24 protein-coding genes are annotated in these 21,562 nt (G+C 70.9%); 11 read left to right on the top strand and 13 right to left on the bottom strand.

The genetic code is table 11. The features are described from left to right. Positions 1-18 precede the first annotated feature (18 nt). Complete coding sequence (locus BMY89_RS21070) at positions 19-543, top strand: MarR family winged helix-turn-helix transcriptional regulator (protein WP_092381823.1); 525 nt, start codon at positions 19-21, stop codon at positions 541-543. 18 nt (positions 544-561) lie between these two features. Here the strand turns inward: BMY89_RS21070 and BMY89_RS21065 are convergent, their stop codons facing one another. Both BMY89_RS21065 and BMY89_RS29995 read right to left on the bottom strand, forming a co-directional pair. Then, on the bottom strand, positions 562-1,626 hold the full coding sequence (locus BMY89_RS21065; RefSeq protein ID WP_198414070.1) for an extracellular catalytic domain type 1 short-chain-length polyhydroxyalkanoate depolymerase: 1,065 nt from the start codon (positions 1,624-1,626) through the stop codon (positions 562-564). After that, positions 1,623-1,781 carry a hypothetical protein gene (locus BMY89_RS29995; RefSeq protein ID WP_198414069.1) on the bottom strand — a complete coding sequence of 53 codons (159 nt, stop codon included), beginning with the start codon at positions 1,779-1,781 and terminating at the stop codon, positions 1,623-1,625. Before BMY89_RS29995 ends, BMY89_RS21065 begins: the two co-directional genes overlap by 4 nt. Positions 1,782-1,888: 107 nt before the next feature. On the opposite strand from BMY89_RS29995, the gene BMY89_RS21060 reads away from it, so the two are divergent. The 4 genes from BMY89_RS21060 (at position 1,889) to BMY89_RS21045 (ending at position 5,655) form a co-directional block, all read left to right on the top strand. Continuing rightward, positions 1,889-3,040, top strand: a complete 1,152-nt coding sequence (locus BMY89_RS21060) for a sensor histidine kinase (protein ID WP_092381746.1) — start codon at positions 1,889-1,891, stop codon at positions 3,038-3,040. Then, positions 3,037-3,639: a response regulator transcription factor gene (locus BMY89_RS21055; protein ID WP_092381745.1), complete on the top strand. Its 603-nt coding sequence runs from the start codon at positions 3,037-3,039 to the stop codon at positions 3,637-3,639. The genes BMY89_RS21060 and BMY89_RS21055 overlap by 4 nt, the downstream gene beginning before the upstream one ends. Positions 3,640-3,700: 61 nt before the next feature. Further along, positions 3,701-4,657 carry an SGNH/GDSL hydrolase family protein gene (locus BMY89_RS21050; protein ID WP_092381744.1) on the top strand — a complete coding sequence of 319 codons (957 nt, stop codon included), beginning with the start codon at positions 3,701-3,703 and terminating at the stop codon, positions 4,655-4,657. A gap of 170 nt (positions 4,658-4,827) precedes the next feature. Continuing rightward, positions 4,828-5,655 carry a CPBP family intramembrane glutamic endopeptidase gene (locus tag BMY89_RS21045; RefSeq protein ID WP_092381743.1) on the top strand — a complete coding sequence of 276 codons (828 nt, stop codon included), beginning with the start codon at positions 4,828-4,830 and terminating at the stop codon, positions 5,653-5,655. A 68-nt stretch (positions 5,656-5,723) separates the two neighbouring features. Here BMY89_RS21045 and BMY89_RS21040 read toward each other — a convergent pair whose 3' ends face one another. Beyond that, complete coding sequence (locus BMY89_RS21040; protein ID WP_092381742.1) at positions 5,724-6,278, bottom strand: hypothetical protein; 555 nt, start codon at positions 6,276-6,278, stop codon at positions 5,724-5,726. A 383-nt stretch (positions 6,279-6,661) separates the two neighbouring features. On the opposite strand from BMY89_RS21040, the gene BMY89_RS21035 reads away from it, so the two are divergent. Both BMY89_RS21035 and BMY89_RS21030 read left to right on the top strand, forming a co-directional pair. Next, the gene (locus BMY89_RS21035; RefSeq protein ID WP_092381741.1) at positions 6,662-7,417 is read left to right on the top strand and encodes a helix-turn-helix domain-containing protein; all 756 of its coding nucleotides are present in this window, start codon (positions 6,662-6,664) and stop codon (positions 7,415-7,417) included. A gap of 170 nt (positions 7,418-7,587) precedes the next feature. Then, entirely contained in the window at positions 7,588-8,490 is a 903-nt protein-coding gene (locus tag BMY89_RS21030) for an alpha/beta hydrolase (protein WP_092381822.1), read from the top strand. A gap of 203 nt (positions 8,491-8,693) precedes the next feature. Here BMY89_RS21030 and BMY89_RS21025 read toward each other — a convergent pair whose 3' ends face one another. Further along, the gene (locus tag BMY89_RS21025; protein WP_092381740.1) at positions 8,694-9,311 is read right to left on the bottom strand and encodes a GNAT family N-acetyltransferase; all 618 of its coding nucleotides are present in this window, start codon (positions 9,309-9,311) and stop codon (positions 8,694-8,696) included. Positions 9,312-9,474: 163 nt separating this feature from the next. On the opposite strand from BMY89_RS21025, the gene BMY89_RS21020 reads away from it, so the two are divergent. Continuing rightward, positions 9,475-10,077: an MOSC domain-containing protein gene (locus tag BMY89_RS21020; protein WP_092381739.1), complete on the top strand. Its 603-nt coding sequence runs from the start codon at positions 9,475-9,477 to the stop codon at positions 10,075-10,077. A gap of 42 nt (positions 10,078-10,119) precedes the next feature. On the opposite strand, the gene BMY89_RS21015 is transcribed toward BMY89_RS21020, so the two are convergent. From BMY89_RS21015 to BMY89_RS20975, 9 genes are all read right to left on the bottom strand, one after another. Then, positions 10,120-11,214, bottom strand: coding sequence for a winged helix DNA-binding domain-containing protein (locus tag BMY89_RS21015; protein ID WP_092381821.1), 1,095 nt, complete (start codon positions 11,212-11,214; stop codon positions 10,120-10,122). A 71-nt stretch (positions 11,215-11,285) separates the two neighbouring features. Beyond that, positions 11,286-12,410 carry a serine hydrolase domain-containing protein gene (locus BMY89_RS21010; protein ID WP_232521476.1) on the bottom strand — a complete coding sequence of 375 codons (1,125 nt, stop codon included), beginning with the start codon at positions 12,408-12,410 and terminating at the stop codon, positions 11,286-11,288. A 219-nt stretch (positions 12,411-12,629) separates the two neighbouring features. Next, on the bottom strand, positions 12,630-13,673 hold the full coding sequence (locus BMY89_RS21005; protein ID WP_092381737.1) for a sensor histidine kinase: 1,044 nt from the start codon (positions 13,671-13,673) through the stop codon (positions 12,630-12,632). Continuing rightward, the gene (locus tag BMY89_RS21000) at positions 13,670-14,380 is read right to left on the bottom strand and encodes a response regulator transcription factor (protein WP_092381736.1); all 711 of its coding nucleotides are present in this window, start codon (positions 14,378-14,380) and stop codon (positions 13,670-13,672) included. Before BMY89_RS21000 ends, BMY89_RS21005 begins: the two co-directional genes overlap by 4 nt. 24 nt (positions 14,381-14,404) lie before the next feature. Next, positions 14,405-14,848 (bottom strand): hypothetical protein, encoded by a 444-nt coding sequence (locus tag BMY89_RS20995; protein ID WP_092381735.1) that lies wholly within the window; start codon positions 14,846-14,848, stop codon positions 14,405-14,407. Next, positions 14,845-16,059: a molybdopterin-dependent oxidoreductase gene (locus BMY89_RS20990; protein WP_232521460.1), complete on the bottom strand. Its 1,215-nt coding sequence runs from the start codon at positions 16,057-16,059 to the stop codon at positions 14,845-14,847. Before BMY89_RS20990 ends, BMY89_RS20995 begins: the two co-directional genes overlap by 4 nt. Continuing rightward, entirely contained in the window at positions 16,056-16,697 is a 642-nt protein-coding gene (locus BMY89_RS20985; RefSeq protein ID WP_232521459.1) for a methyltransferase domain-containing protein, read from the bottom strand. Before BMY89_RS20985 ends, BMY89_RS20990 begins: the two co-directional genes overlap by 4 nt. Beyond that, the gene (locus BMY89_RS20980) at positions 16,694-17,353 is read right to left on the bottom strand and encodes a TIGR04282 family arsenosugar biosynthesis glycosyltransferase (RefSeq protein WP_092381732.1); all 660 of its coding nucleotides are present in this window, start codon (positions 17,351-17,353) and stop codon (positions 16,694-16,696) included. Before BMY89_RS20980 ends, BMY89_RS20985 begins: the two co-directional genes overlap by 4 nt. Continuing rightward, positions 17,350-18,009 (bottom strand): glycosyltransferase family 2 protein, encoded by a 660-nt coding sequence (locus BMY89_RS20975; RefSeq protein WP_092381731.1) that lies wholly within the window; start codon positions 18,007-18,009, stop codon positions 17,350-17,352. Before BMY89_RS20975 ends, BMY89_RS20980 begins: the two co-directional genes overlap by 4 nt. Before the next feature lie 123 nt (positions 18,010-18,132). On the opposite strand from BMY89_RS20975, the gene BMY89_RS20970 reads away from it, so the two are divergent. From BMY89_RS20970 to BMY89_RS20960, 3 genes are all read left to right on the top strand, one after another. After that, a complete protein-coding gene (locus tag BMY89_RS20970) occupies positions 18,133-19,182 on the top strand; it encodes an NAD-dependent epimerase/dehydratase family protein (RefSeq protein WP_092381730.1) in 1,050 nt (349 codons plus the stop codon). Beyond that, positions 19,179-20,564, top strand: coding sequence for a hypothetical protein (locus tag BMY89_RS20965; protein WP_092381729.1), 1,386 nt, complete (start codon positions 19,179-19,181; stop codon positions 20,562-20,564). Before BMY89_RS20970 ends, BMY89_RS20965 begins: the two co-directional genes overlap by 4 nt. Positions 20,565-20,702: 138 nt before the next feature. Next, positions 20,703-21,506 carry an S-methyl-5'-thioadenosine phosphorylase gene (locus BMY89_RS20960; protein ID WP_092381820.1) on the top strand — a complete coding sequence of 268 codons (804 nt, stop codon included), beginning with the start codon at positions 20,703-20,705 and terminating at the stop codon, positions 21,504-21,506. Positions 21,507-21,562 lie beyond the last annotated feature (56 nt).

Raw genomic sequence — 21,562 nt, 5'->3', positions numbered from 1 at the left:
GCTAGTACCGTGACGCTCATGGTCAAGAAGGAGGCGGCAGGCAGGTCCACCGGACCCGTTGCCGAGGCGCGGTGGTTGAGTGACGACGAGCGGGCGGCATGGCTGGCCAACTCCGCGATCATGATCAGCCTGCCGGCTGCCCTGGACGCGCGGATGCAACGCGAGTCCCAGCTGAGCTTCTTCGAGTACATGGTGCTCTCGGTGCTCTCCGAGGAGCCGGAACGAACGATGCAGATGAGTCGTCTCGCCGCACGAACGGCGGCGTCGCTGTCCCGCCTGTCGCACGTCGTCGGACGGCTGGAGAAACGCGGACTGCTCGCGCGGGCCCGGATCCCCGGCGCAGGCAGAGCCACCAACGCGATCCTGACCGAGGCCGGTTACGAGGTTGTCGTGGCCGCGGCGCCGGGACATGTCGCGGCGGTCCGTGAGTACCTGATCGACCAGCTCGAACCCCACGAGCTGGCAACGTTGACGCGCATCGGCACCGCCGTCGCGGCCGCCGTCAACCGCGCAGCGGCGCCGTCCGGGCCGTCCGCGCCGTAGCCGCCGGGGGCCGGGGCCTCATCGCATCGGGTGGCGCTCGGCGAACTCCCACACGATCTCGCTGGCGTCGGGGCCTGCGTGATCGGTGTAGCGGCCGTCACCGTCCGGGCCCGGCCAGGCGTGCCCCATGTCCTGGATGCGGTACGCCTCGACGACCGACAAGCCGTCAGACGCCGTGATGGTCGAATGCGTGTACGCGTGCCGCCCCGCCTCGGCCGGCACCGACACGGTCTCCTCGGTCAGGTCAAGGCTGTCGTTGGGCAGGCCGTCGTCGACGAGATCGCTCAACGCGGTCCAGTGTTCGACGAGTCGGGTGGCGACCAGCGGCGGCACGACCTCGTCCTGCTCGCCCTGGATGACCAGCAGCGGCACCCGCCGGGCCCGCTCGCCCATCTGTCCCCGGGCCTGCCAGGCCGTGTGCAGCGGCGGGGTCGCGTCCGGGTCGTCCGGGTCGACCTGGTTGAGCCCGTACTCGCCGCCGGCGACCGAGGTCACCGTGGCGAACACGTCGGGGTGGGTCGCGGCGAGGATGACGGCGGTCCCCGCGCCCGACGAGGCGCCGGCCACGTGCACCCGCGCGGGATCCGCGTGGTAGTCCTCGACCACCTGGCGGGCGACCCCGGCGAGCAGCGCCGGTTCGCCGGTGTGCCGCTGCTGCTCCCGGGGGTCGGTGGAGTTCCAGCAGGCGATCACGTTGCGGGAGATCAGTTGCGTGGGGTAGACGACGATGAAGCCTTCCCGGTCGGCCAGGCGGTTGAGCTGCGTCGTGGACTTCATGGAGTTCCACCCGTAGCCGGTCATTCCGCAGCCGTGGATCGCCATCACGACCGGCAGCCGGACTGTCCCGTCGTGCTGGGGCGGAAGGTGGACCTGGTAGCGCTGCGACCCGGCGTCGCCTTCGTAGACGTGGTTGCGGTCACCCTCGCCCATCTGCCAGGGCAGGCCGAGTTGAAGGGCGGCGACGCCGAGGCTGACGGCGGCCACGACGGCGGCGAGGGTGCCGGAGACGATCCGGAGCCACCGCCGTCGCGAGGGTGGGGTGGGCTCGATGTCGGCGCCCAGCGGGGACGGCGGGGAGGTCACGCCGGCCTCCTTTCCAGGACGGGATCCGCGTCAGACGGATGGCGAGCAGCGCGTACAGCTCGCCGGAGCGCCTCGAAGGAGAGGTCCTGGACGGCGTGAAAGTCGCCGTAGGTGAGGTTCAGCCGGTCGATTTCGATGACGGGTGTGGTGGACATGCACCCATGACAGCATCGGTTGCGGCCACTCGTCAGTGAGACCACGTCACGGTTACAAGTGACGCGGTGTCACTGGCCGTGGCCGGTGGCCGCCGGATACTGGGAAGGTGACCGGACCATCGCCGCGCTTCACCGCTTCGACGCAGAGAAGGCTGCGTCGGCTCAACCTTGCCACCTCACTGCCGCCGGTGGTGTTCGCCGCCGTGATCCTGCTCTACATCGACGCGCGTACCTGGTGGCACGTCGTCGTCCTGGCGCCGGGGGCGGTGGCGGCTGTGGTGGCCTTCGAGCGGTGGACGGCCAACGACCTGTCCCGGTTCGCGCTGCCCTGCGTGGTTGTGGCGGGAGCGGTGTGGCCGGTGGGGGTCCTGGTGACCGGCAGTCCCAACGCGTACTGGGGTATCTGCGCCGCGGGTTCGCTCGCGCTGCGCGAGGTGCGGCGGCGACGGACCCTGGCGGTGGCCGGGCTGTTCGCCTACGTCGCCGTGGTCGGCGCGGCGCGGCTGCTGGTGCAGCGGGACGACATCGGCGACGTCCTGGTCGCCTATGTCCTGGTCCCGACTGTCCTCACCGTCGTCGTGACGGTCCTGACGATGGTGGGTGAGCGGTTCTACGACCTCATCCGGGAACTCGAGCAGACCCGGGAACGCGAGGCGGAGCTGGCGGTCGTGCGGGAACGGGTCCGGTTCGCCAGCGACCTGCACGACATCCAGGGCCACACCCTGCACGTGGTGAAGCTGAAGATCGCGCTGGCGCAGAAGCTGCTGCTCAGCGACGCCGGACGGGCGGAGAAGGAGCTGCGGGAGACCTACGCGCTGGTCAGCGACACCATCGTGCAGACCAAGGAACTCGCGTACGCCCAACGGCGGCTCAACCTCACCGCCGAGATCGAGAACGCGAAGAACCTGTTCGAGGCCGCCGGCATCCGGGTCCGGGTGACCCGGGAGGCCGAGGTCGACTCCCGGGTCAGCGAACTGCTCGGCCAGGTGCTGCGCGAGACCACCACCAACATCCTGCGCCACGCGCAGGCCACCCAGGTGCAGATCACGCTCTCCGAGTCAGGCATCACCATCGTCAACGACGGGGTGACCGCGGACGCGCCCGCCGAACTCAGCGGGCTGTCCGTTCTCAAGCAACGTGTGGCAGGTGACGGGGGCGAACTGACCGTGCAACAGCACGATGGGCGCTTCCGGACCGCCGCGGTGTTCCCGCCGGCCCATACCGGCACGACTCCGGCCGCGCGAAGGGACGACCAGTGACCACAATCGTGCTCGCCGACGACGAGGTGCTGCTCCGTACGGCCCTGGCCGCGCTGCTGCCCCTGGAGGGGGACATCACCGTGCTGGCCGAGGCGCAGGACGGGCAGACGGCCGTCGACGCCACCCTGCGGCACCGGCCCGACGTGCTGGTCATCGACCTGGAGATGCCCGGGGTGGACGGCCTCGGCGCGGTTGCGGAGATCCGGCGCGCGCGCCCGGAGCAGGTGGTCCTCATGCTGACCCGGCACGCCCGTCCCGGCGTGCTGCGGAAGGCGTTGAAGCTCGGCGTCCAGGGTTTCGTCAGCAAGTCCGCCGAGCCGGCCCACATCACCTCGGTCATCACCACCCTGCACGCGGGCAAACGCTGGATCGACCCGGACGTCTCCGCGCTCGCCGTCACCGAGGACTGCCCCCTCACCGACCGTGAAGCCGACGTCCTGCGGGTCACCGGCGAGGGCTACTCGGTCGCCGACATCGCCGCCCGGCTCCACCTCGCCCCGGGCACCGTACGCAACTACCTCTCCAACGCCATGCGCAAGACCCAGACCCGGACCCGCCACGAAGCGGCCCGCTACGCCCGCGAACACGACTGGCTGTAGCCGACGGTCCGGTCGTCCTCGCCGTGCGCGGCCACTGAACACCGATCGATGGACTGAGAGCATGCCTGCCACCTGGATCACCACCCCGATCAGCACGGACCTCCTGCGCGGTGCGCTCGACCTGCAGCACACCGCTCGCGGGGTGCTGCCGCACCGGCTGCCCGCCTGGGCCCGCGCCCAGAACACCGACGGCCAGCTCGCCATGGTGGAAGCTCAGCCCGCCGGCGTACGGCTGGCATTCCGCACCCGCGCCACCGCGGTCGAGCTGGACACGCTGCCCACCCGACGGACCTACACCGGCCTGCCGTCCCGCCCCGACGGCGTCTACGACCTGCTCGTCGACGGGCAGCTGACCGACCAGGCCAGGGTGACCGGAGGCGACACGGTGACCATCGACATGACCAGCGGTACCGCCGAGCATCGGACCGGTCCACCCGGCACCATCCGCTTCACCGGCCTGCCCGACCGGGTGAAGGACCTCGAGATCTGGCTGCCGCACAACGAGACCACGGAACTCGTCGCCCTGCGCACCGACGCCCCGGTGGCACCCACACCGGAACCGGGACGCCGTGTGTGGCTGCACCACGGCAGCTCCATCAGTCAGGGCTCCAACGCCACCAGCCCCACCGCCACCTGGCCGGCCGTCGCCGCCGCTCTCGGCGGCGTCGACCTGGTCAACCTGGGCTTCGGTGGGAGCGCGCTGCTCGACCCGTTCACCGCCCGCACCATGCGGGACACGTCGGCCGACCTCATCAGCGACCCGGCGGAGCGGGCGAGCGGGAAACTCACGCTCGGCGTAATCCGCGACGAGCTGGCGCGGATCACCGCCCAGCGTGCGGCCGACGATCCGGACCTGCACCACCTCGACGGCCTCGACCTCTACGGCGAGGCCGACTTCGCCGAGCTGCCGCTGCCCGACCAGCTCCACCCGGACACCGCCACCCACCGACGCATCGCCGAACGCTTCGCCAAGCAGGCGTTCACCGCTGACGGTCCCTTCGCGGACCGTAGCTCCTGACCGGCCGCGGTCGAAGGGAACCCTCACCGATGAACGCTCCAAGATCCGACAGACCTCGGGAGACGGCAGGTCGCCCGGGTCCTTCTGACGCGGGAGGATCGCGACTGCTGGCTCCGGGGCGTTCCCGGCTGGCCGTCGACAGCTCCCGGCCGTTCGGCGCCCACCTGCGGATGAGCTGGTGGAAGCCGCTGGTGGTCATTCTGGTGCCGCCGCTGGCGATGGTGGTTCTGCAGGTGCTGCTCTATCAGATCGTGGGTGTCATCGAGGGCAGCGACGACCCGATGGCAGCTACCTTCACGCCGTTGAAGTTCCTGGCCGTCAACCTGAGCGTGGGTGCGGCGGGCGTCCTGGCGATCCTGCTCCTCGGGTGGATCGCCGAGGTGCCGTGGCGCAGCCTGATCAGTTCACCACGAGCCTTCGACGTACGCCGTCTGAGGTACTACCTCGGGGGCGCGGCGCTGTTGGTGGGTGCGGGAATCGGCGTCGTGGCGCTGGTGGCACCCGATTCGCCGGGCTGGACCGCCTTCGGTGTGACCGGCACGACGATCGGCATGCTGGTGATCGTCGTGTTGAGCACCCCGGTGCAGGCCGTGGGCGAGGAGTTGATGTTCCGAAGCGCCGTGCTGCCCGCGGCCGCGTCCTGGGTGCGTGCGGTACGTCCGGCTCTGGTCGTCGGGCTCGTGGTCTCCAGCCTGGGCTTCGCTGTGCTCCATGGGTCGACCGATCCCTGGCTGTTCGGTTACTACGCCGTGTTCGGCGTCAGTACCGGCCTGATGGCGATCATCAGCCGTGGCGTCGAGGCGCCGGTTGCTTTCCACGTCGCCAACAACGTCCTGTTTACGACCGTCAACACGGTGATGGCGGATGGCGAGGCCTTCGCGATCGACCGGTCCACCGATTCCGGTGACGCGTCCCTGCTGATCCTCGGTGCCGTGAACGTCGGCATGGTGGTGCTGGTCTGGCTGCGCGAGCGGCGGGCCCGAGCCGCGGGCGGCTGAGTAGCTCCACCAGAGCCGGGTGCCCGTCCGCCGGTGGTCGTGCAGGCTCCGGGCGACCTGAGCCGTCGTCAGCTCAGCGTGAAGGTCGTGTCGTCGAGGTCGAAGGCCGTGACGCCGTTGCCGGCCGTCTCGTTGGCGACGAAGCTGACCGTCGCGGTGCGCTCGGTCGTCGCCGTCCCGGTCGACATGGTGTACTGCCGCCACTGCGGCCCGCCGTCGAAGGCCAGCGAGAACCTCGTCTTCGGGGGTATGCCGGTGACGGCCAGCCCGACGTTCAGGTAATCGCCGCGGCTGGTTTCCGTGGTGGTGGTGCGGACCCAGAAGCGGACCGTCAGGTCACAGTCGGCCGGCACCGTGACGGTGGTGCGCAGCAGGTCGCCACGGGTCACGTCCAGCCCGGCGAAGGTGGCGTGGGCGCGGCCGGTGTGTGCGGGCCGGGTCGCGTCGCCGAGCACGACCATGCGAGGGCCGGCGGTCCAGCCGGTGGCGCCGCGCTCGAACCCCGGGTTCGGGTGGAGTTGACCGGTGCAGGGCGCGTCGGTGGCCGGCCGGCCGTGGGGCGCGCTGCCCGTGGCCAGGAGCAGCAGGGCCGCAGCCGTGGCGGTGGTGACGAAGGCTCTCATCAGTCCTCCCATGTCAAGGCATTCGAGGTTATCGATGTAAATCGACCATGCTCGATGGACGCCGGTGCGTCAAGCCCCTCCCGGCGTCAGCTCTGCACACTCGGGCGGATGGTGAGCGAGCCGACCTCCATGTCGTCCGGTTGCCCGACGGCGATCGGCGCCGACGTGGTCGTGGAGTCCCCGGCCGGGTTTCGATCAAAGAGGGTTTCCGGCCGGCTCGCTGGCGCTCGTATCCGGACGGGCGATGTGCGGTGTGCTGGCCCGGGATCGTTTGCATCGGCACGTAGGATCGTGAGGTGCCATCTGCCGGGCCGGTCCGTGTCGGTGTACCTGCTTGGGACATCGCGGTCCCGTTGCGGCCGGGTCGGTTGGCGGGTGCCACCATGGCCGGCTTCACTGATCGGGCGGACAGCCTCATCGACGTTGAGGTGGTGCCGCATCCGGCCGTCATGGTGCTCTTCGACCTCGGCGACCAGGCGCTGGCCGTCGATGACGGCAATGGGCAGGAACAACGGGGGAGTGTCGTCGCCGGACTCGCGCCCAACCGCGTGAGAGGGCAGGGTCAGGCTGGCAGCTTCACGTGCCTTCAGGTGCGTCTGTCGCCCCTGATCGCACGGGCGGTTCTAGGTGCTGCGTCGGAGCTGAGCGGGGCGGTACTGAACCTCGAGGACCTCTGGGGAGACGAGGCCGTGCGGACCCAGGAGCGGCTGCGCGCCGCCAGGTCGTGGGACGACCGGTTCGCGATCGCGGAAGTCGCGTTCGCCCGGCGTCTCGACGCAGGTCGCGAGGTCGATCCGGAGGTTGCATTCTGTTGGGGACGGATGATGAACGGGCGGGGGCAGACACAGGTCGAGCGGTTGGCGGCTGAAGTCGGATGGAGCCGCAAACGGTTGTGGGCCCGGTTCCGGTCGCAGATAGGCATCACCCCGAAACGCGCCGCCCAGCTCATCCGGTTTGATCACGCGGCCCATCGCCTCGCAGCCGGTCAGGCGGCCGCCGCGGTGGCGGTGGACAGCGGCTACGCTGACCAGTCCCACCTTCATCGCGACGTCATGACCTTCACCGGGGTCACGCCTGCGACAGTGGCGAGCGCCCCGTTCCTCGCCGTCGACGATGTCGCGTGGCCTGCTCGGCCGTGACGCAGTATTCGATCGGAATCCGTGGCCGCTGGCCCGGAACATTCGTCCAATCCAACGGCGGGCACTGGCTGTGACAGTGGGCTCATAGCGTCTTTGCACCCGGAGGACAGATGAGAAGCAGAGCTCCACTAGGTACTCGCATCCTCAGGGATACCCAGGACTGGGAGGCCCTGACCGGGGATCAGGTGATCGCCGCTCGTGAGAAGGCCAATCGCGCAGCAATGTCCCGTGTCGCACGGATCGTTACGGGCCTGCCCGACCGTCGCGCGCACGTCAAGGAGGCCAGCATCGATCTTCCGGGCCGCCGCCTGATGCTGCGGGTACACCGCCCGAAGGAAACAGATCGGAGACTGCCGCTGATCGTGTCGTTTCACGGTGGGGGGTTCTTCGCGGGGACGGCGGCGCAGAACGACTGGCTCAACAGCCACCTCGCGGCCCGGTGCCCCGCGGTGGTCGTATCGGTCGAGTACCGTCTCGCCCCAGAGCACCCGCTGCCCCAGCCGATCGAGGACGGCTACGACACCGTCGTCCGGCTCGTCGAGGACGCCGCCGGTTGGGGCATCGATCCTGATGCGGTCGCGCTCGTGGGTGAAAGCGCCGGCGGCACGATCGCCGCGCTCATCGCCCTGCACGCCCGCAAGGACGGCCCGCCGCTCCGCGCCCAGGTGTTGAACTATCCCGCGACGGACTGGACCGAGACCATGACCGAGTACTCGTCGATCGAGGAGAACGCCGACAATCCTACCTTGCCGCTGTCCCGGTTGCGCACAGCCCGCAAGTTGGGCGTCCCACCGGGCCTCGACGCTCGTAGCGTGTCACCCCTCAAGTTCGACAGCCTCGCCGGGCTGCCACCGACACTGGTCGTCACGGCCGCGCTGGATCCGCTGGCCGACCAGGGACGATGCTACGCCGAACGACTCCGCGAGGACGGCACCGACGCTCGCCTGACCTGCTACCCGAGGGCCACCCACACCTTCCTGAGCACCCCGAGTCTCGTGCCGGCCGCTCGACCGGCGCGGCGTGAGATTCTCACCTTCCTGCGTAGCCATGTCCACCCGGCTTCGCGAGGATGACCGAATCTGGCGGCGTGCGGGTAGACGCCACCTCCTCGGCGGTGTGAGGTGACCAGAGTCGGCAAGCACCTCCGCTGCCACCTCGACCGTCCACCGACGAGCCAGCGCGTCGACCCGCTCAGGCCGAACCTGTGGACATCGATGACGCCGATGTCGATGATGATGCCGGTGCACGCACGTCCGAGGTCAGCGAGCCGTGTGTCTCAGCGCGTATCGCGACGTGTCTCCCACATCTCCCGGGTCATCTCGTACTCCACCTCACCCGAGTCTGCCCCTGGTAGCGGATCGTCCCAGGAAGGGAAGTATGTGCGAACGTACCGCATGCCGACGGCCTTCATGACGCCTTGAGATCCAACGTTCACCGTCATTGTCTGCGCGAGCACCCGGTGCTGCCCGACGGTGTCGAAGGCATGCCCCAGCAAGGCGTGGGATGCCTCGCTGGCCAAACCTCTGCGCCAGTAGCGGCGGGTGATCCGGTAGCCCAACTCCGCGACGGTTGGATCGTCAGGTTGGTCGGGGCCGTGTGCCGGCGGAAGCATCATGAGCCCGATGAAATCGCCTTCGTCCTCGTGCTCGGGCGGCACCGTGCCACGCGCGCCGCCATCGGAACCGAACGCCATCCAGTAACCCAGGCCGTCGACCTTGCCGGACAGAGCCAACCTCTGCGAGTGAGACGCGGCCACCTCGTGCCTGGACCGCGCCCGCCCGGTGATGTAGCGAAGCACCTCCGGGTCGGAATCGAGCTCGACCTCCAGGTCGAAGTGCCGGTCTTCGAGCGGAACCAACAACATACGGGCGGTAAGCAGGATCGGTTGACGCACCCGGCGACAATTCCACGAGAGAGTCGGCCACGCTACTCGATTCCGCTCCGGTAGGCAGCAACCGGATCCGCCACACACCGCTGGAGTGGAGCAGCCCTCATTCCGGTCTCGGGTTTCGAGAACTGTTTGGACGCCACGGATGTGCGTGGAGCACAGTCGGAGCATGGAGAATTCCGTCACCGTACGTCAGCGCTCGATGGACGAGATCATGGAAGGGCTGCATCGCGTGCGGCAGTCCCCGCGGGGTATCGGCACCCTGGCGTTGGCCGTACGCCGGCCGGCCGTTGACGTCCGGGAGGTGCTGTCCCTGGCCGAACTGGATCCGGAGGCCGGGCTGCTCGGCGACAGCTGGAGTCAGCGACCCAGCTCACGAACGAGCGACCGTTCGCCGCACCCCGACATGCAGTTGAACGTCATCAACTCGCGCTTCGTCGAGCTGATCGCCGGTCCCGATCGTGACGCCTGGGCGCTTGCCGGGGACCAGCTCTACGTCGATCTCGACCTGAGCATCGACGCCATGCCAGCCGGTACCCGCCTGGCGATCGGCGACCGGGCCGTGATCGAAGTGACTGACCAGCCACACACCGGATGCGCCAAGTTCGCCGCCCGGTTCGGACGGTACGCCCACAAGATCGTCTGGACCGAGGAAGGCCAGCGACTGCGCCTGCGTGGCCTCAACGCCCGCGTGCTCGTCGGCGCAACAATCGGGGTCGGCGACACCGTACGGCAACTCCCCGCCCTCCCCGGCGAGGCGGTCAAGACCTGACGACAGCTGATGCCCACATGGTCGACCATCCGCTCACCTGCGTCAGACGTCCGTGATCGAGACGGTGTTGGGGTTTCGTGGCTCGGGTTCAAACATGGCCAGCAGGCTGTCGCCCTCGGTGAGGACGGCGTCGCGTTCGTCGGTCGTGAGCGCGCGCAGCGGCGTGATCCGCAACGTCGCCGCGCCGTCGTCGACGGTGACCGCCCAGGTGCCCGAGACGCGGCCGTCGACCAGCAGGAAGCGCGCCCCGGTGACGCTCAGCCCGCGATGCTCGGCGTCGATGACGCGGCTGCGGTCGTCGTAGCCGAGCACCGCGTTGTCGAACGCCGGCAGGAAGCGCGGTGGCGCCGGGGTCTGCGGGTCGGGCAGCGCGCCGTCGGGCACGTCGAGCAGCTCGCGGCCCCGCTCGTCGCGGAACGTCCGCAACGACGGCCGCAACCGGTGGACGGACTCCCGTAGCCCACTCAACCCTGACCAGGCACGAAGGTCAGCGGTGGCCGCCGGGCCGTAGGCGGCGAGGTAACGCAGGACCAGCGCGTCGACGGTGGCTGGCGACGTCGGCTCCAACGGGCGGCCCAGCCACGTCTCGATCGTGGTGTTGTACGCGGCGCCGCGCTCGCCCCAGACACCCCGGGGCGGCACCTGCACGAGCGGCAGGAGCGTGCTGAGCGCGTCGCCCAACGAGCGCGGTTCCACACCCGGCCAGCGGTCGGCGATTGCGCGGGCCGCCTCGGTCAGCATGCGTGGCCGCTGCTCGAACAGCGGCCTGCCCAGTTTCGTCAGCTCGTCCAGGTCGACACCGGGCAGCGCCCGGCGCAGCGTCGACCACATGCGGGAGACCAGCATCGCCTGGTGCACCGGCCGCAGCGCGACGCAGTCGCGTGCGGTCACCAGGTGCAGGGTGCGACGCATCAGCAGGGTGCGGACCGCCCGACGGCTCAGCAGCAACTCGACCAGCGCCGACGGCTGAAAGCCGGCCAGCCGGCTCCACAACCCGACATACGGCTCCAAGGGCTCCTGCGCCTGCAACCCCACCAGATGCTCAACGGCGTCGGCGACCGGCATGTCGTGCCGCTGCAGCAGAAGCTGACGGGCCAGCAACGCCCGATTGAGGGCACGGCGGTCGAGCACGCTCATGGCGACGACGGTATCGCCCACCCCCGACAGGACCCCCGACGAACGCTCACTTCCGGCGGTCGGGCCTTGGGTCAGGGCACCGCCACCGCCGCGTCGTTGCCCGGCATCCGGGTCACGCGGGGCAGCTGCGGCAGGGTCTCTGCCGAGCGGCTACCCACCTCGCTGGCCGGGCATATCGCGGTACCCAGCAACGTGTTCCAGGCGATGTCGATCGGGTGTGCATCGGGCAGGCCGGCCTGGTAGTGGCTGATGTTGATCCCGGACGACACCTGTCGGGCACCGTCCCGGCTGTGCAGCGAGAACGTCAGGTGACCGATGACCGCGCCGTCGTGGCCCCAGAACTCGCCGCACGGGGTGGGCAGCGAGTAGATGCCGAGACCGTAGCCGCCGGCTTCGGGCAGTTCCGGCCGCATCGGCACCCCGGTGAGCATCTCATCGAGGGTGGCCGGGCTGAGCAGGTCACCGCCGAGCAGCGCCCGGAAGAAGGTGTTCAGGTCCGCGGTGGTGGCGATCATCTCGCCCGCCGTCCACGCCCAGCTCATGTTGAACTCGCTGAGGTCGCGGACTCCGAACGGGGCGAAGTAGGCGCCACTGTGGGTGCCGCGGATCTTCGGGTCGGTGCCGGCGAAGGATGTTCCGGTGAGCCTCAGTGGCCGCAGGATGCGTCGCTGCACTTCGGTCGCCGCATCGTTGCCGGTGACCGTTTCGATCAACAGTCCGGCCAGCACGTAGTTGGTGTTCGAGTAGTTGAACCCGGCGCCGGGAGCGTTTGTCGGCGGCATGGCCAGGCCGGTGGCGACCAGGTCCGCCGGAGCGTACGTGGTGACCTGCATCTGGTTGATCGCCGCGTATGAGTCGATCATCGCGTTGGTGTAGTTGCCGATGCCGCTGGTGTGGTTCAGCAGCATCCGGACGGTGACCTGGGCGCCGAGCTCACCCGGCACGGTGTCGGGCAGCCATTGACCGATCGGGTCGTCGAGGCCGAGCCGGCCCTCGTCGACGAGTTGCAGCACGGTGGTGGCGACGAACGTCTTGGTGATGCTGCCGATGCGGTGCCGCATCTGCGGCTGCATCGGCCGGGGTGTGGTCAGAACCGCCTGGCCGGCGGCGTCGCGCCAGTCACGGCGGTCGTCGCGCACAGCGACCAGCACGCCTGGGGCGCCGGATCTGGGTACCGCGGCGAGGGCGGCACGCAACTCGGCGCGATCGAGCCCGCCGGCGGACGGACCCGGCTGCGCTGTGGCGGATGCGGGTACGACAGCGATCGTGGCCACCAGTGCGACGCCGGTGGCGACCATTTTGAGTGTCCGAAGATTACTAGACATATTTGCATGTTCGTGGAGTAACTGGCTGACCGCATCCTGCTCAGGCGGGAGATTCGGCTCCCGCTGCGGTACGAGCGAGGGGCAGCCCGATCATCCTGACGTACGGGATCCAGGGGCCGCCGGCGCGGGCAGCCGTACCTCGAATCGGCACCCACGGTCGGTGTTGCGTACGTCCACCCGGCCGCCGTGTGCCTCGACGAGGCCGCGCACGATGGCCAGGCCGAGTCCTCCTCCACCGCCGGAGCCGGCCGCTCCGGGTGTGCGGGCGCGTTCACCTCGGAACGCGACGTCGAAGACCCGGTCCAGGTCTTCGCCGGGGATGCCGCCGCAGGTGTCGGAGACGGCCAGCCACACGTTGTCGGGTTCGTGGCCGGCGGCGATGTGCACGGTGCCGTCCTCGGGTGTGTAGCGGACGGAGTTGATCAGTAGGTTGCTGACGATCCGGGCGAGTTCGCGTTCGCCCGCCCGGACGTTGGGCCAGCCGCTGTCTGCGGCGACCAGGTGGATCCGGCGGCGGGCGGCGAGCGGCGCGACACCGGCGATCGCGTCGGACACCACGTCGCGTAACGGCACGGTGGTGGGCATGAGCCGCAGCGCGCCGGCGTTGATCCGGGACAGCTCGAACAGGTCGTCGACGAGCTGGGTCATGCGGTCGGTCTCCACCCGGATACGCCGGTGGTATTCGTCGACGATGGCCGGGTCGTGGATGATGCCGTCCTCGAGGGCCTCGGCCATGGCCCGCAGCCCGGCCAGGGGGGTGCGCAGGTCGTGTGACACCCACGCGACGAGTTCCCGGCGGCCGGCCTCCAGCCGCCGTTCGCGTTCCCGGGCGGTCTGGGCCCAGACCGCGGAGGCGGCCAGCCGGCTGCCGAAAACGGCGCCGACCGCGAGGCTGATCACCGCGGAGGCGCTGACCGTGACGAGGACGACCCACAGGTCGTGCCGTGACAGGAACATGGCCTGCGCGACCGTGGCGACTCCGGCGACCACGGCGAGTACGGTGACGGCGAGCAGTACCAGGACGTGGACGAGGATCGAGCGGCCACGGAGCAGCCGTAGCGCTGCGGCGCCGACCAGGCCGACGACGCCGCCGGCGGCGAGGGCGTAGAGCCCGATGAGCAGCGTATCGGTCACTGGCCGGCTTTCTCATCGAGTGGGTCGTAGCGGTATCCGACGCCCCAGACAGTGCGGATGCGGTGCGGGTCGGCCGGGTCGGTCTCGATCTTCTCGCGCAGTCGGCGGACGTGGACGGTGACTGTTGACTGGTCGCCGAACTGCCATCCCCAGACCTTGTCCAGCAGGTCGCTGCGCGACCACGCACGCCCGGGATGGTGCATGAAGAAGATCAGGAGATCGATTTCCCGGGCGGTCAGCGACAGTGGCGCGCCGTCCCTTGTGGCGATGCGGCGGGCGGTGTCCACGATCAGTGTCGAGTCGGTCAGCTTCGCGGGGACGGTGGGACGGGCGGTGTGCGCGGCGGTGCGGCGTAGCACGGAGCGGATCCGCAGCACGAGTTCGCGCGGGGAGAAGGGCTTGGTGACGTAGTCGTCGGCGCCGACCTCAAGTCCGAGGACACGGTCGGCCTCCTCACCGAGTGCGGTGAGCATGACCACCGGCAGGTCGGGCAGTTGCCGGCGGATTCGGCGGCAGACTTCGAGGCCGTCGATGCCGGGCATCATGAGGTCGAGTACCACGAGGTCGGGGCGCGCAGCGGCGATCGCGGCGAGGCCGTCGGCGCCGTCGGCGGCCAGCTGGACCTCGCAGCCGGCCTGCTCCAGGTAACGCCGGACGACGTCGCTGACCGTCAGGTCGTCGTCAACCACCAATATCCGGTGCCTCATCCCCGCCACGCTATCGACCGGGGGTCACGGACTGCCCCCGCCGGGTCTTTCGGATTCCTTACGGTCTGCCGCCCTGGGCCGCCGGAGCGGCGACACGCATGCCAGCAGCGTCGTGCCGGCGATGACCAGCAGGACGGCGAGAAGGTTGCGGCCATACGGCAGCGGCAGCACCGACGCGTTGTCGGCCGCGCGCCCGAATCCCAGGGCGAGGGGGAGTCCGACCACGGTGACCGCTGCGGCGGTGATCGCGGCAATCCGAACGGTCGTCCGGCACCGGGGCGGGACGCGGGTCAGCGCGGCGCCGACGGCAAGGACTGCCACCATCCAGACGGCGTCGTGGCCCACCAGCACGGCGGCCAGGAAGAGCAGCACCCCGGCCGGAGCCAGGTCGGCATCGGTGGTGGCGCCGACGACGGCGTACGCCATGAGCAGGCAGCCGCCGATGACCAACCCGGTCCGGGTCTTCATCGTGGCTCCCGTACGGTGATCCGGCTGATCCACTTGGTCTGCAGCACGCCGGGTCGGTTCGGCGCGATCAACCGCGCCGGATAGCCGTGGTCGATGTGCAGGGGTTCGCCGCCCAGCCGCAGCGCGACCAGGGTCAGCGGGTCAACAACGTGCTCCGGCGCTACGGTGCAGGCCCGGTATCTACCGCCCGTCTGCAACGACTCGACCAGGGCCGTGGAGTGTCCGGGGTCGGCGTCCACGAGCGCGATCAGGTCGCGTAGCCGCACGCCGGTCCACGTCCCGGTGGCACTCCAGCCCTCCACGCAGGCGATCGGTAGGTCTGCGGTGTACTGCGGAAGTCCGTTGAGGGCGGCGAGGTCCAGGCTGACGCTGCGGTCGGGTCCGGTGACCCGCAGCCGGTACGCCGGATCGAGGGCTGTGGCTCGTACTCCGGCGCCGTCGGCGGTCCGGTTCACCGGTAGCCCCTGCGGTCCCGTGTCGGGGTGGCGGGGGGCGAGCACCGCGAGACCGGTCAACGGTCGGATCGTCTGCCCGACCGTGGTCAGGGTGATCAGCCCGGACGCGGCGGCGACGCCGCCGAGCAGACCGCGCCGGCTCAGCCCGTCCTGCCGCGGCTCGCGGGTGGGGCGGGTGAGCGCGGCGCGGACGGCTGGCAGGTGCACGCCGATGTGCACCAGCAGCCCACCGACCGCCAGCCAGGCCACCCAGTAGTGTCCGGCGGTGAAGAAGAACGGCATCGGCGCGTACCAGCGGGAGATGTTGAGGACCCCGCTGACCAGCAGGAACAGTGCCGAGGCGACCAGCACGCCGGTGCCGGCACGTTCGGCCGCGTGGGCGATCGAGCGGGCCGGCGGCCAGCTGAACAGGTGCGGGTAGACCGACCACAGCTTGGCGCCGAGCAGCGGTATCGAGGCGAGACCGGTCGCCACGTGCACACCCTGGGTGAACCGGTAGAGCCCTACCGGGCGGGCCGGCCACCAGAACCAGCCCGGCGGGTGCTGGATCAGGTGGCTGAGCAGACCGGTGATGAAGCAGACGCCGAACGCCACGCCGAGGGCAACGCCGAGCTGACTGGTCAGCCGGGGCGACCGTAACCGGGACCGGAACACCTCGGGGCGCATCGGCCCGCGCCGCAGTGCCGCAGGCGGTGCCGGCAGTGGTGCCAGACACCATTGGGTGAGCCGCCGCAGCACCCTCGTGGGGCCGGTCACCGGGGGGTCAGTGTGGCGAACCACCGGCCCGCCTCCGTCCAGGTGTCGAGGACGCGCATCGCCGTGGCCTCGGCCAGCCCGGGAAGGTCGTCGAGGGGGACGCAGGCCCAGCGCAGCGCGCGGTCGGCACCTTCCGGGGTCTGCACCGTGGCCGTGCCGGACCAGGCGGGCGTGCCGGCCGGCGCCAACTCCGCATGGAGGAGACCCTCGGTGGCCAGCAGTTGCCGGCAGCGGTGCAGCAGCCGGCGCGGGTCACCACCGATGCCGATGTTGCCGTCGGCGAGCAGCAGGTGGCGCCAGCGGCCGGCACCGGGCACCGGACCGAAGACGTCGCGTTGCAGGGCGGGCGCGCCGCGTCGGCGGGCCAGGCGGACCGCGCTGGCGCTGAGGTCGATGCCGAGGGCCGTCCGGCCGGCCTCGACGAGTGCGCTGGTGAGCCGGCCGGGACCGCAGCCGACGTCGAGGGTGTGGCCGGTGCAGGCGGCGAGCAGCGCGCCGTCTCCGGCGATCACGTCGCGGCACCAGGCGGCCGGGTCGAATCGGTACACGGCACCGCTGGCGTGCCGGGCGGTGAACCCGGCCGGGATGCCCGCCGCGGCCCGGTCGATCGCGGTGTCGAAGACCGCGACGGCGTTCACCGGGCAACCGGTGCGGGAAGCGACACCTCGGCGGCGACGGCACGGGCGAATCGGCTCTCCGGCGGGCACAGTGCGGCCACGGAATGGGCGTCGGCTGTGGTGTCCACGTCGGACAGTTGAGGCATCAGGTGCACCCGCAGTCCGCGACGGCGCAACGCGATCAGGGTGCGCCGGCCCGTGGAGGCGGTGGAGGTCGCGATGGTGCGCAGCACCGTGGCGTGGCGGGGATCGCGTAGGCCCAACATCCACCAGCCGCCGTCGGTGGCGGGGCCGAGCACCGCGTCTGGACCGTCCGCCGTGCCGAGCAGCCCTCGGGCCGTGTCGAGGTGGTCGGCGACGAGCTGCGGGGTGTCCATGCCGATCAGCACGGCGGGCGTGCCGGGTGTCCGGGTGTCCACGAACGCGTTGGCGAGGCGGTCGCCGAGGGAGTCGCCCCGCTGGGCGAGCGTCGCCCAACCTGCCGGGGCGGGGTAGTCGCCGTCCAGGACGAGGACCCGGGGGCCGGCTGCGGCGGTGGTGACGGTGTCGAGGGTGTCGGCCAGGGCGGCGGCGGCGATCCGGGCCGCCTGCTCGGGGGTGCAGGGTGGGCACAGCCGCGTCTTGACCCGACCGGGCACGGGCGCCTTGGCCAGCACCAGGACCTGAGGGGCGCTCACCGGGCCAGTACCGCGCTCATGTCGCGGACGGCACGGGCGGTGCCGAGCAGGGTGCCGGTCACCTTCGAGCGGGTGCCGGCCGCCCTCGGGTGGTAGTCGACGTCGATCTCGACCACCCGCCAGCCGGCCCGGTCGGCTGCGATCAGCAGCTCCAGCGGGTACCCGAAGCGCCGGTCGCGCAGCCCCAGAGCCAGCAGGTCATCGCGGCGCACGGCCCGCATCGGCCCGATGTCGTGGACGTCCAGGCCGGTCGTGCGGCGCAGCCGGTGCGCGAGGACGGCGTTGGCGGCCCTGGCGTGCAGCGGCCACACCCCGCGCCCGACCGGTCGGCGCCGGCCGGTGGCCAGCTGCGCCTGCCCGCTGAGGACGCAACCGGCCAGCCGGGGCAGCTGCGCCGGGTCGAAGGAGCCGTCGGCGTCCATCACGCACACCACCCCGTCGGCGGGGTCGGCCGCCAGGACACCGGCGTGCACGGCGGCACCGTAGCCGGGGTCGGCCACGCTGATCACCTCCGCGCCGTGGGCGTGAGCCACCTCGGCCGAGTCGTCGGTCGAGCCGTTGTCCACCACGATCGGCCGGTAGCCGGCCGGTATCCGGGCCAGCAGGCCGGGCAGGGCCGGAGCCTCGTTCCGGCAGGGAAGAACCACATCGGTCATGTCGCGGACGCTAATCAGGATCGGGTGGGTGAGGTATTACCGGCCGATGATGAAGTCTTACGAACCGCTGACGGCTGCCCATCACGGCCGCCTCCAGCGCCTGGCTGGTTCTAGCGTCAGTGCGTGACTCACGTACTCGTCACCGGCGGAGCCGGCTTCATCGGGACCCATGTCGTCGCCGCGCTGCACCGGGCCGGTCATCAGGTGGCCGTCGTGGACGCCGGCCACCCGGGCGCGCACCGCGCGCCGCTGCCGGACACTGTGGCCGGCATTGCGCTGCGCCGCGTCGACCTGCGGGACCGGGCCGCCGTCGCCGACGCCCTGGCCGGTGTCGACGTGGTGGTGCACCAGGCGGCCATGGTCGGGCTCGGCGTGGACCTCGACGACCTTCCCGAGTACGTCGGCTGCAACGACCTCGGCACCGCCGTGCTCCTCGCCGAGATGGCCCGCGTGGGCATCCACCGGCTCGTGCTGGCCAGCTCGATGGTCGTCTACGGCGAGGGTGCCTACACGTGCGCCCGGCACGGTGCGGTACGCCCTGCCCCACGCGCTGCCGTGGACCTGACCGCCGGGCGGTTCGAGCCCGCCTGCTCCGCCTGTGGCGCCGTCCTGGAGCCGGGGCTCATCGACGAGGAGGCGCCGGTGGACCCGCGCAGCGTGTACGCCGCCACCAAGGTCGCCCAGGAGCACCTCACGGCGGCCTGGTGCCGGCAGACCGGTGGCACCGTGGTGGCGTTGCGGTACCACAACGTGTACGGGCCCGGCATGCCGCGTGACACGCCGTACAGCGGGGTCGCGGCGATATTCCGGTCCGCGTTGGCGGCCGGACGGGCGCCGCGGGTGTTCGAGGACGGCGGTCAGCGACGGGACTTCGTGCACGTCGACGACGTGGCGGCGGCCAATCTCGCGGCGGTGGCCGCGACCGGAGGCGGCACCGGCTGGCGGGCCTACAACATCGCCTCCGGCCGCCCGGCAAGCATCGGCGAAATGGCCGCCGAACTCGCGCGGGCCGCCGGTGGGCCGGCGCCGGTGGTGACCGGCGAGTTCCGGCTCGGCGACGTACGCCACGTGATCGCCTCACCGGCCCGTGCCCAGGCCGAACTCGGGTTCCGTGCGGCGATCCGCCTCGCCGACGGAGTCAGGCAGTTCGCCCACGCGCCACTGCGCGGATGATGGCGGTCCTCGTCCGACTGCGGCGCGACACCGGACGTGCCGACCTGATCGCCGTCCTGGTCGCCGTCGGGCTGTTCGCCGTTGCTGCCGCTGTCGGCGGTCTGCTCTACCTGCTGGGACGTCCGGTGCACGCCAGCGCGGCGCCGCTGTTCGCGCACTGGCGGCCGCACGTCGGCCTCGGCACCCCGCTGGCGGTGGCAGTGGCCGTACTGGTCTGCTGGCGCGGACCCGCGCTGGCAGCCCGCCTGCCCTGGCGGTGGCTGCTCGTGCTGTCGTACGCCACCGCGGTGGCCTGGACGCTGTCACTGGCTCTGATCGACGGCTGGCGGCGCGGCATCGCCGGTCGGCTGACCACCCGCCACGAATACCTGCACGAGGTCCCCGGCGTCACCGACATCTCCGCCATGCTGAGCGCTTTCACCACCCGGATCCTCGACTTCCAACCGGACTCCTGGACCACCCACGTGGCCGGCCATCCGCCCGGGGCGCTGCTGGTGTTCGTCTGGCTCGACCGGGTCGGGTTGAGCGGCGGTGGCTGGGCCGGGGCGCTGTGCATCCTGATGGCGGCGCTCACCGCCGTCGCCGTGCCGCACACCGTGCAGCTGCTCGGCACCGACGACGCGGCACGTGCCGTGCTGCCGTTCGCGGCGTTGTTCCCGGGGGCGGTGTGGTCCGGAGTGTCCGCCGACGGCCTGTTCGCCGGCGTGAGCGCCACCGGCGTCGCGCTGCTGGCCTACGGCGTCACCCGGGGCAGCGCGCTCGGTGCGCTCGCCGGTGGCGCGCTGCTGGGTTTCGGCTGTTACCTCTCCTACGGGCTGGTGCTGATGGTCCCGATCGCGCTGGCAGTCGTGTTCCTGGGGCACCGGCACCGGCCTGCCGCATGGTGGGCGCTCGGGGGTGCGGCGCTGGTCGTGGGCGCGTTCACGGCTGCCGGCTTCGACTGGCTGGCCGGCTATCACCTGGTCATCGAGCGCTACTACCAGGGCATCGCCAGCCGGCGCGGGTACGGCTACTGGGTGTGGGCCAACCTGGCGATCCTCACCGTCGCCGCGGGCCCGGCGGCCGCCGTCGTCCTTCGCCGGGCGGCAGTCGCCGGATGGCAGGCAATCTCGTCGCTGCGGCGGCGGGCCGGCATCATCGAGCTGTACGGCGGCGGCCCCGGGTACGCCGCATGGCTGTTGCCCCTTGCTGCTGCGGCGGCGATCGTCGCCGCGGACCTGTCCGGCTACAGCAAGGCCGAGGTCGAACGCATCTGGCTGCCGTTCACCTGGTGGCTCATGGCGGGCGCCGCCCTGATTCCGTCGACCGGCCGCCGCACGTGGCTCACCGCGCAGGCAGCGGTGGCCCTCACGGTAAACCACCTGCTCCTGACGGCGTGGTAGGGCGTGCTCACCGGCGACGGATCGACTTCCTCAACGTCAACTCCACCCACACCATGCAACGCGTCGTCACCTGCATCAACAAGGGCAGGAACTGCTCATGACTCCCTGACCGGAGGCTTCGACAATTGGAAGGTGACCGTGTCCCCATCCGCGGAACTTGCCGTCATCGGCGGTTCAGGTCTCTACACGCTGCTCGACGGCGCCACCGAACACATGGTCCAGACACCGTACGGTGCTCCCTCCGATGCGGTGACGATCGCCGACGTCGGCGGCCGTACGGTGGCCTTCCTGCCACGGCACGGCCGGGACCACCGGCACCCTGCGCACCGGATCCCCTACCGGGCCAACCTGTGGGCGTTGCGGTCCCTCGGGGTACGCCAGGTGCTCGCGCCATGTGCCGTGGGTGGTCTGCGGCCGGAGTTCGGGCCTGGCACGTTCGTGGTACCTGACCAGCTCGTCGACCGGACCAGTGGCCGGGTACAGACGTACTACGAGCAGGGTGCGGTGCACCTCTCCTTTGCCGACCCGTACTGCCCCCTCGGGCGGCGGACCCTGCTGGCGGCTGCCACCGGCCGGGGTGTGGACGCGCACGACGGCGGGACGATGGTGGTGGTGGAGGGGCCGCGGTTCTCCACCCGCGCCGAATCCCGGTGGTACACGGCGATCGGCGGCGCCGTCATCAACATGACCGGTCACCCGGAGGCGGTGCTCGCGCGGGAACTGGCCCTCTGCTACAGCGCGGTCGCCCTGGTGACCGATCTGGATGCCGGGGTGGAGAAGGGGCACGGGGTGACCCAGGAGGAGGTGTTCCGGGTCTTCGGCGAGAACACCGAGCGGCTGCGCGGGCTGCTACTCGACGCGATCGCCGCGCTCCCGGCCGAGCGGGACTGCCCCTGTCCACACAGCCTGGACGGCATGAAGCTCCCGTTCGAGCTGCCCTGAGCCCCGACCCTGCCGGTGCCGGCGACCTCGTCCGCGCGGTTTGGCGGCCGTGTCGC

The sequence above is a fragment of the Micromonospora phaseoli genome (assembly GCF_900109115.1).
Taxonomy (GTDB): Bacteria; Actinomycetota; Actinomycetes; order Mycobacteriales; family Micromonosporaceae; genus Micromonospora; species Micromonospora phaseoli.
The sequence above is the reverse complement of the archived record's forward strand: the minus strand, read 5'-3'. Positions and strand labels throughout refer to the sequence as shown.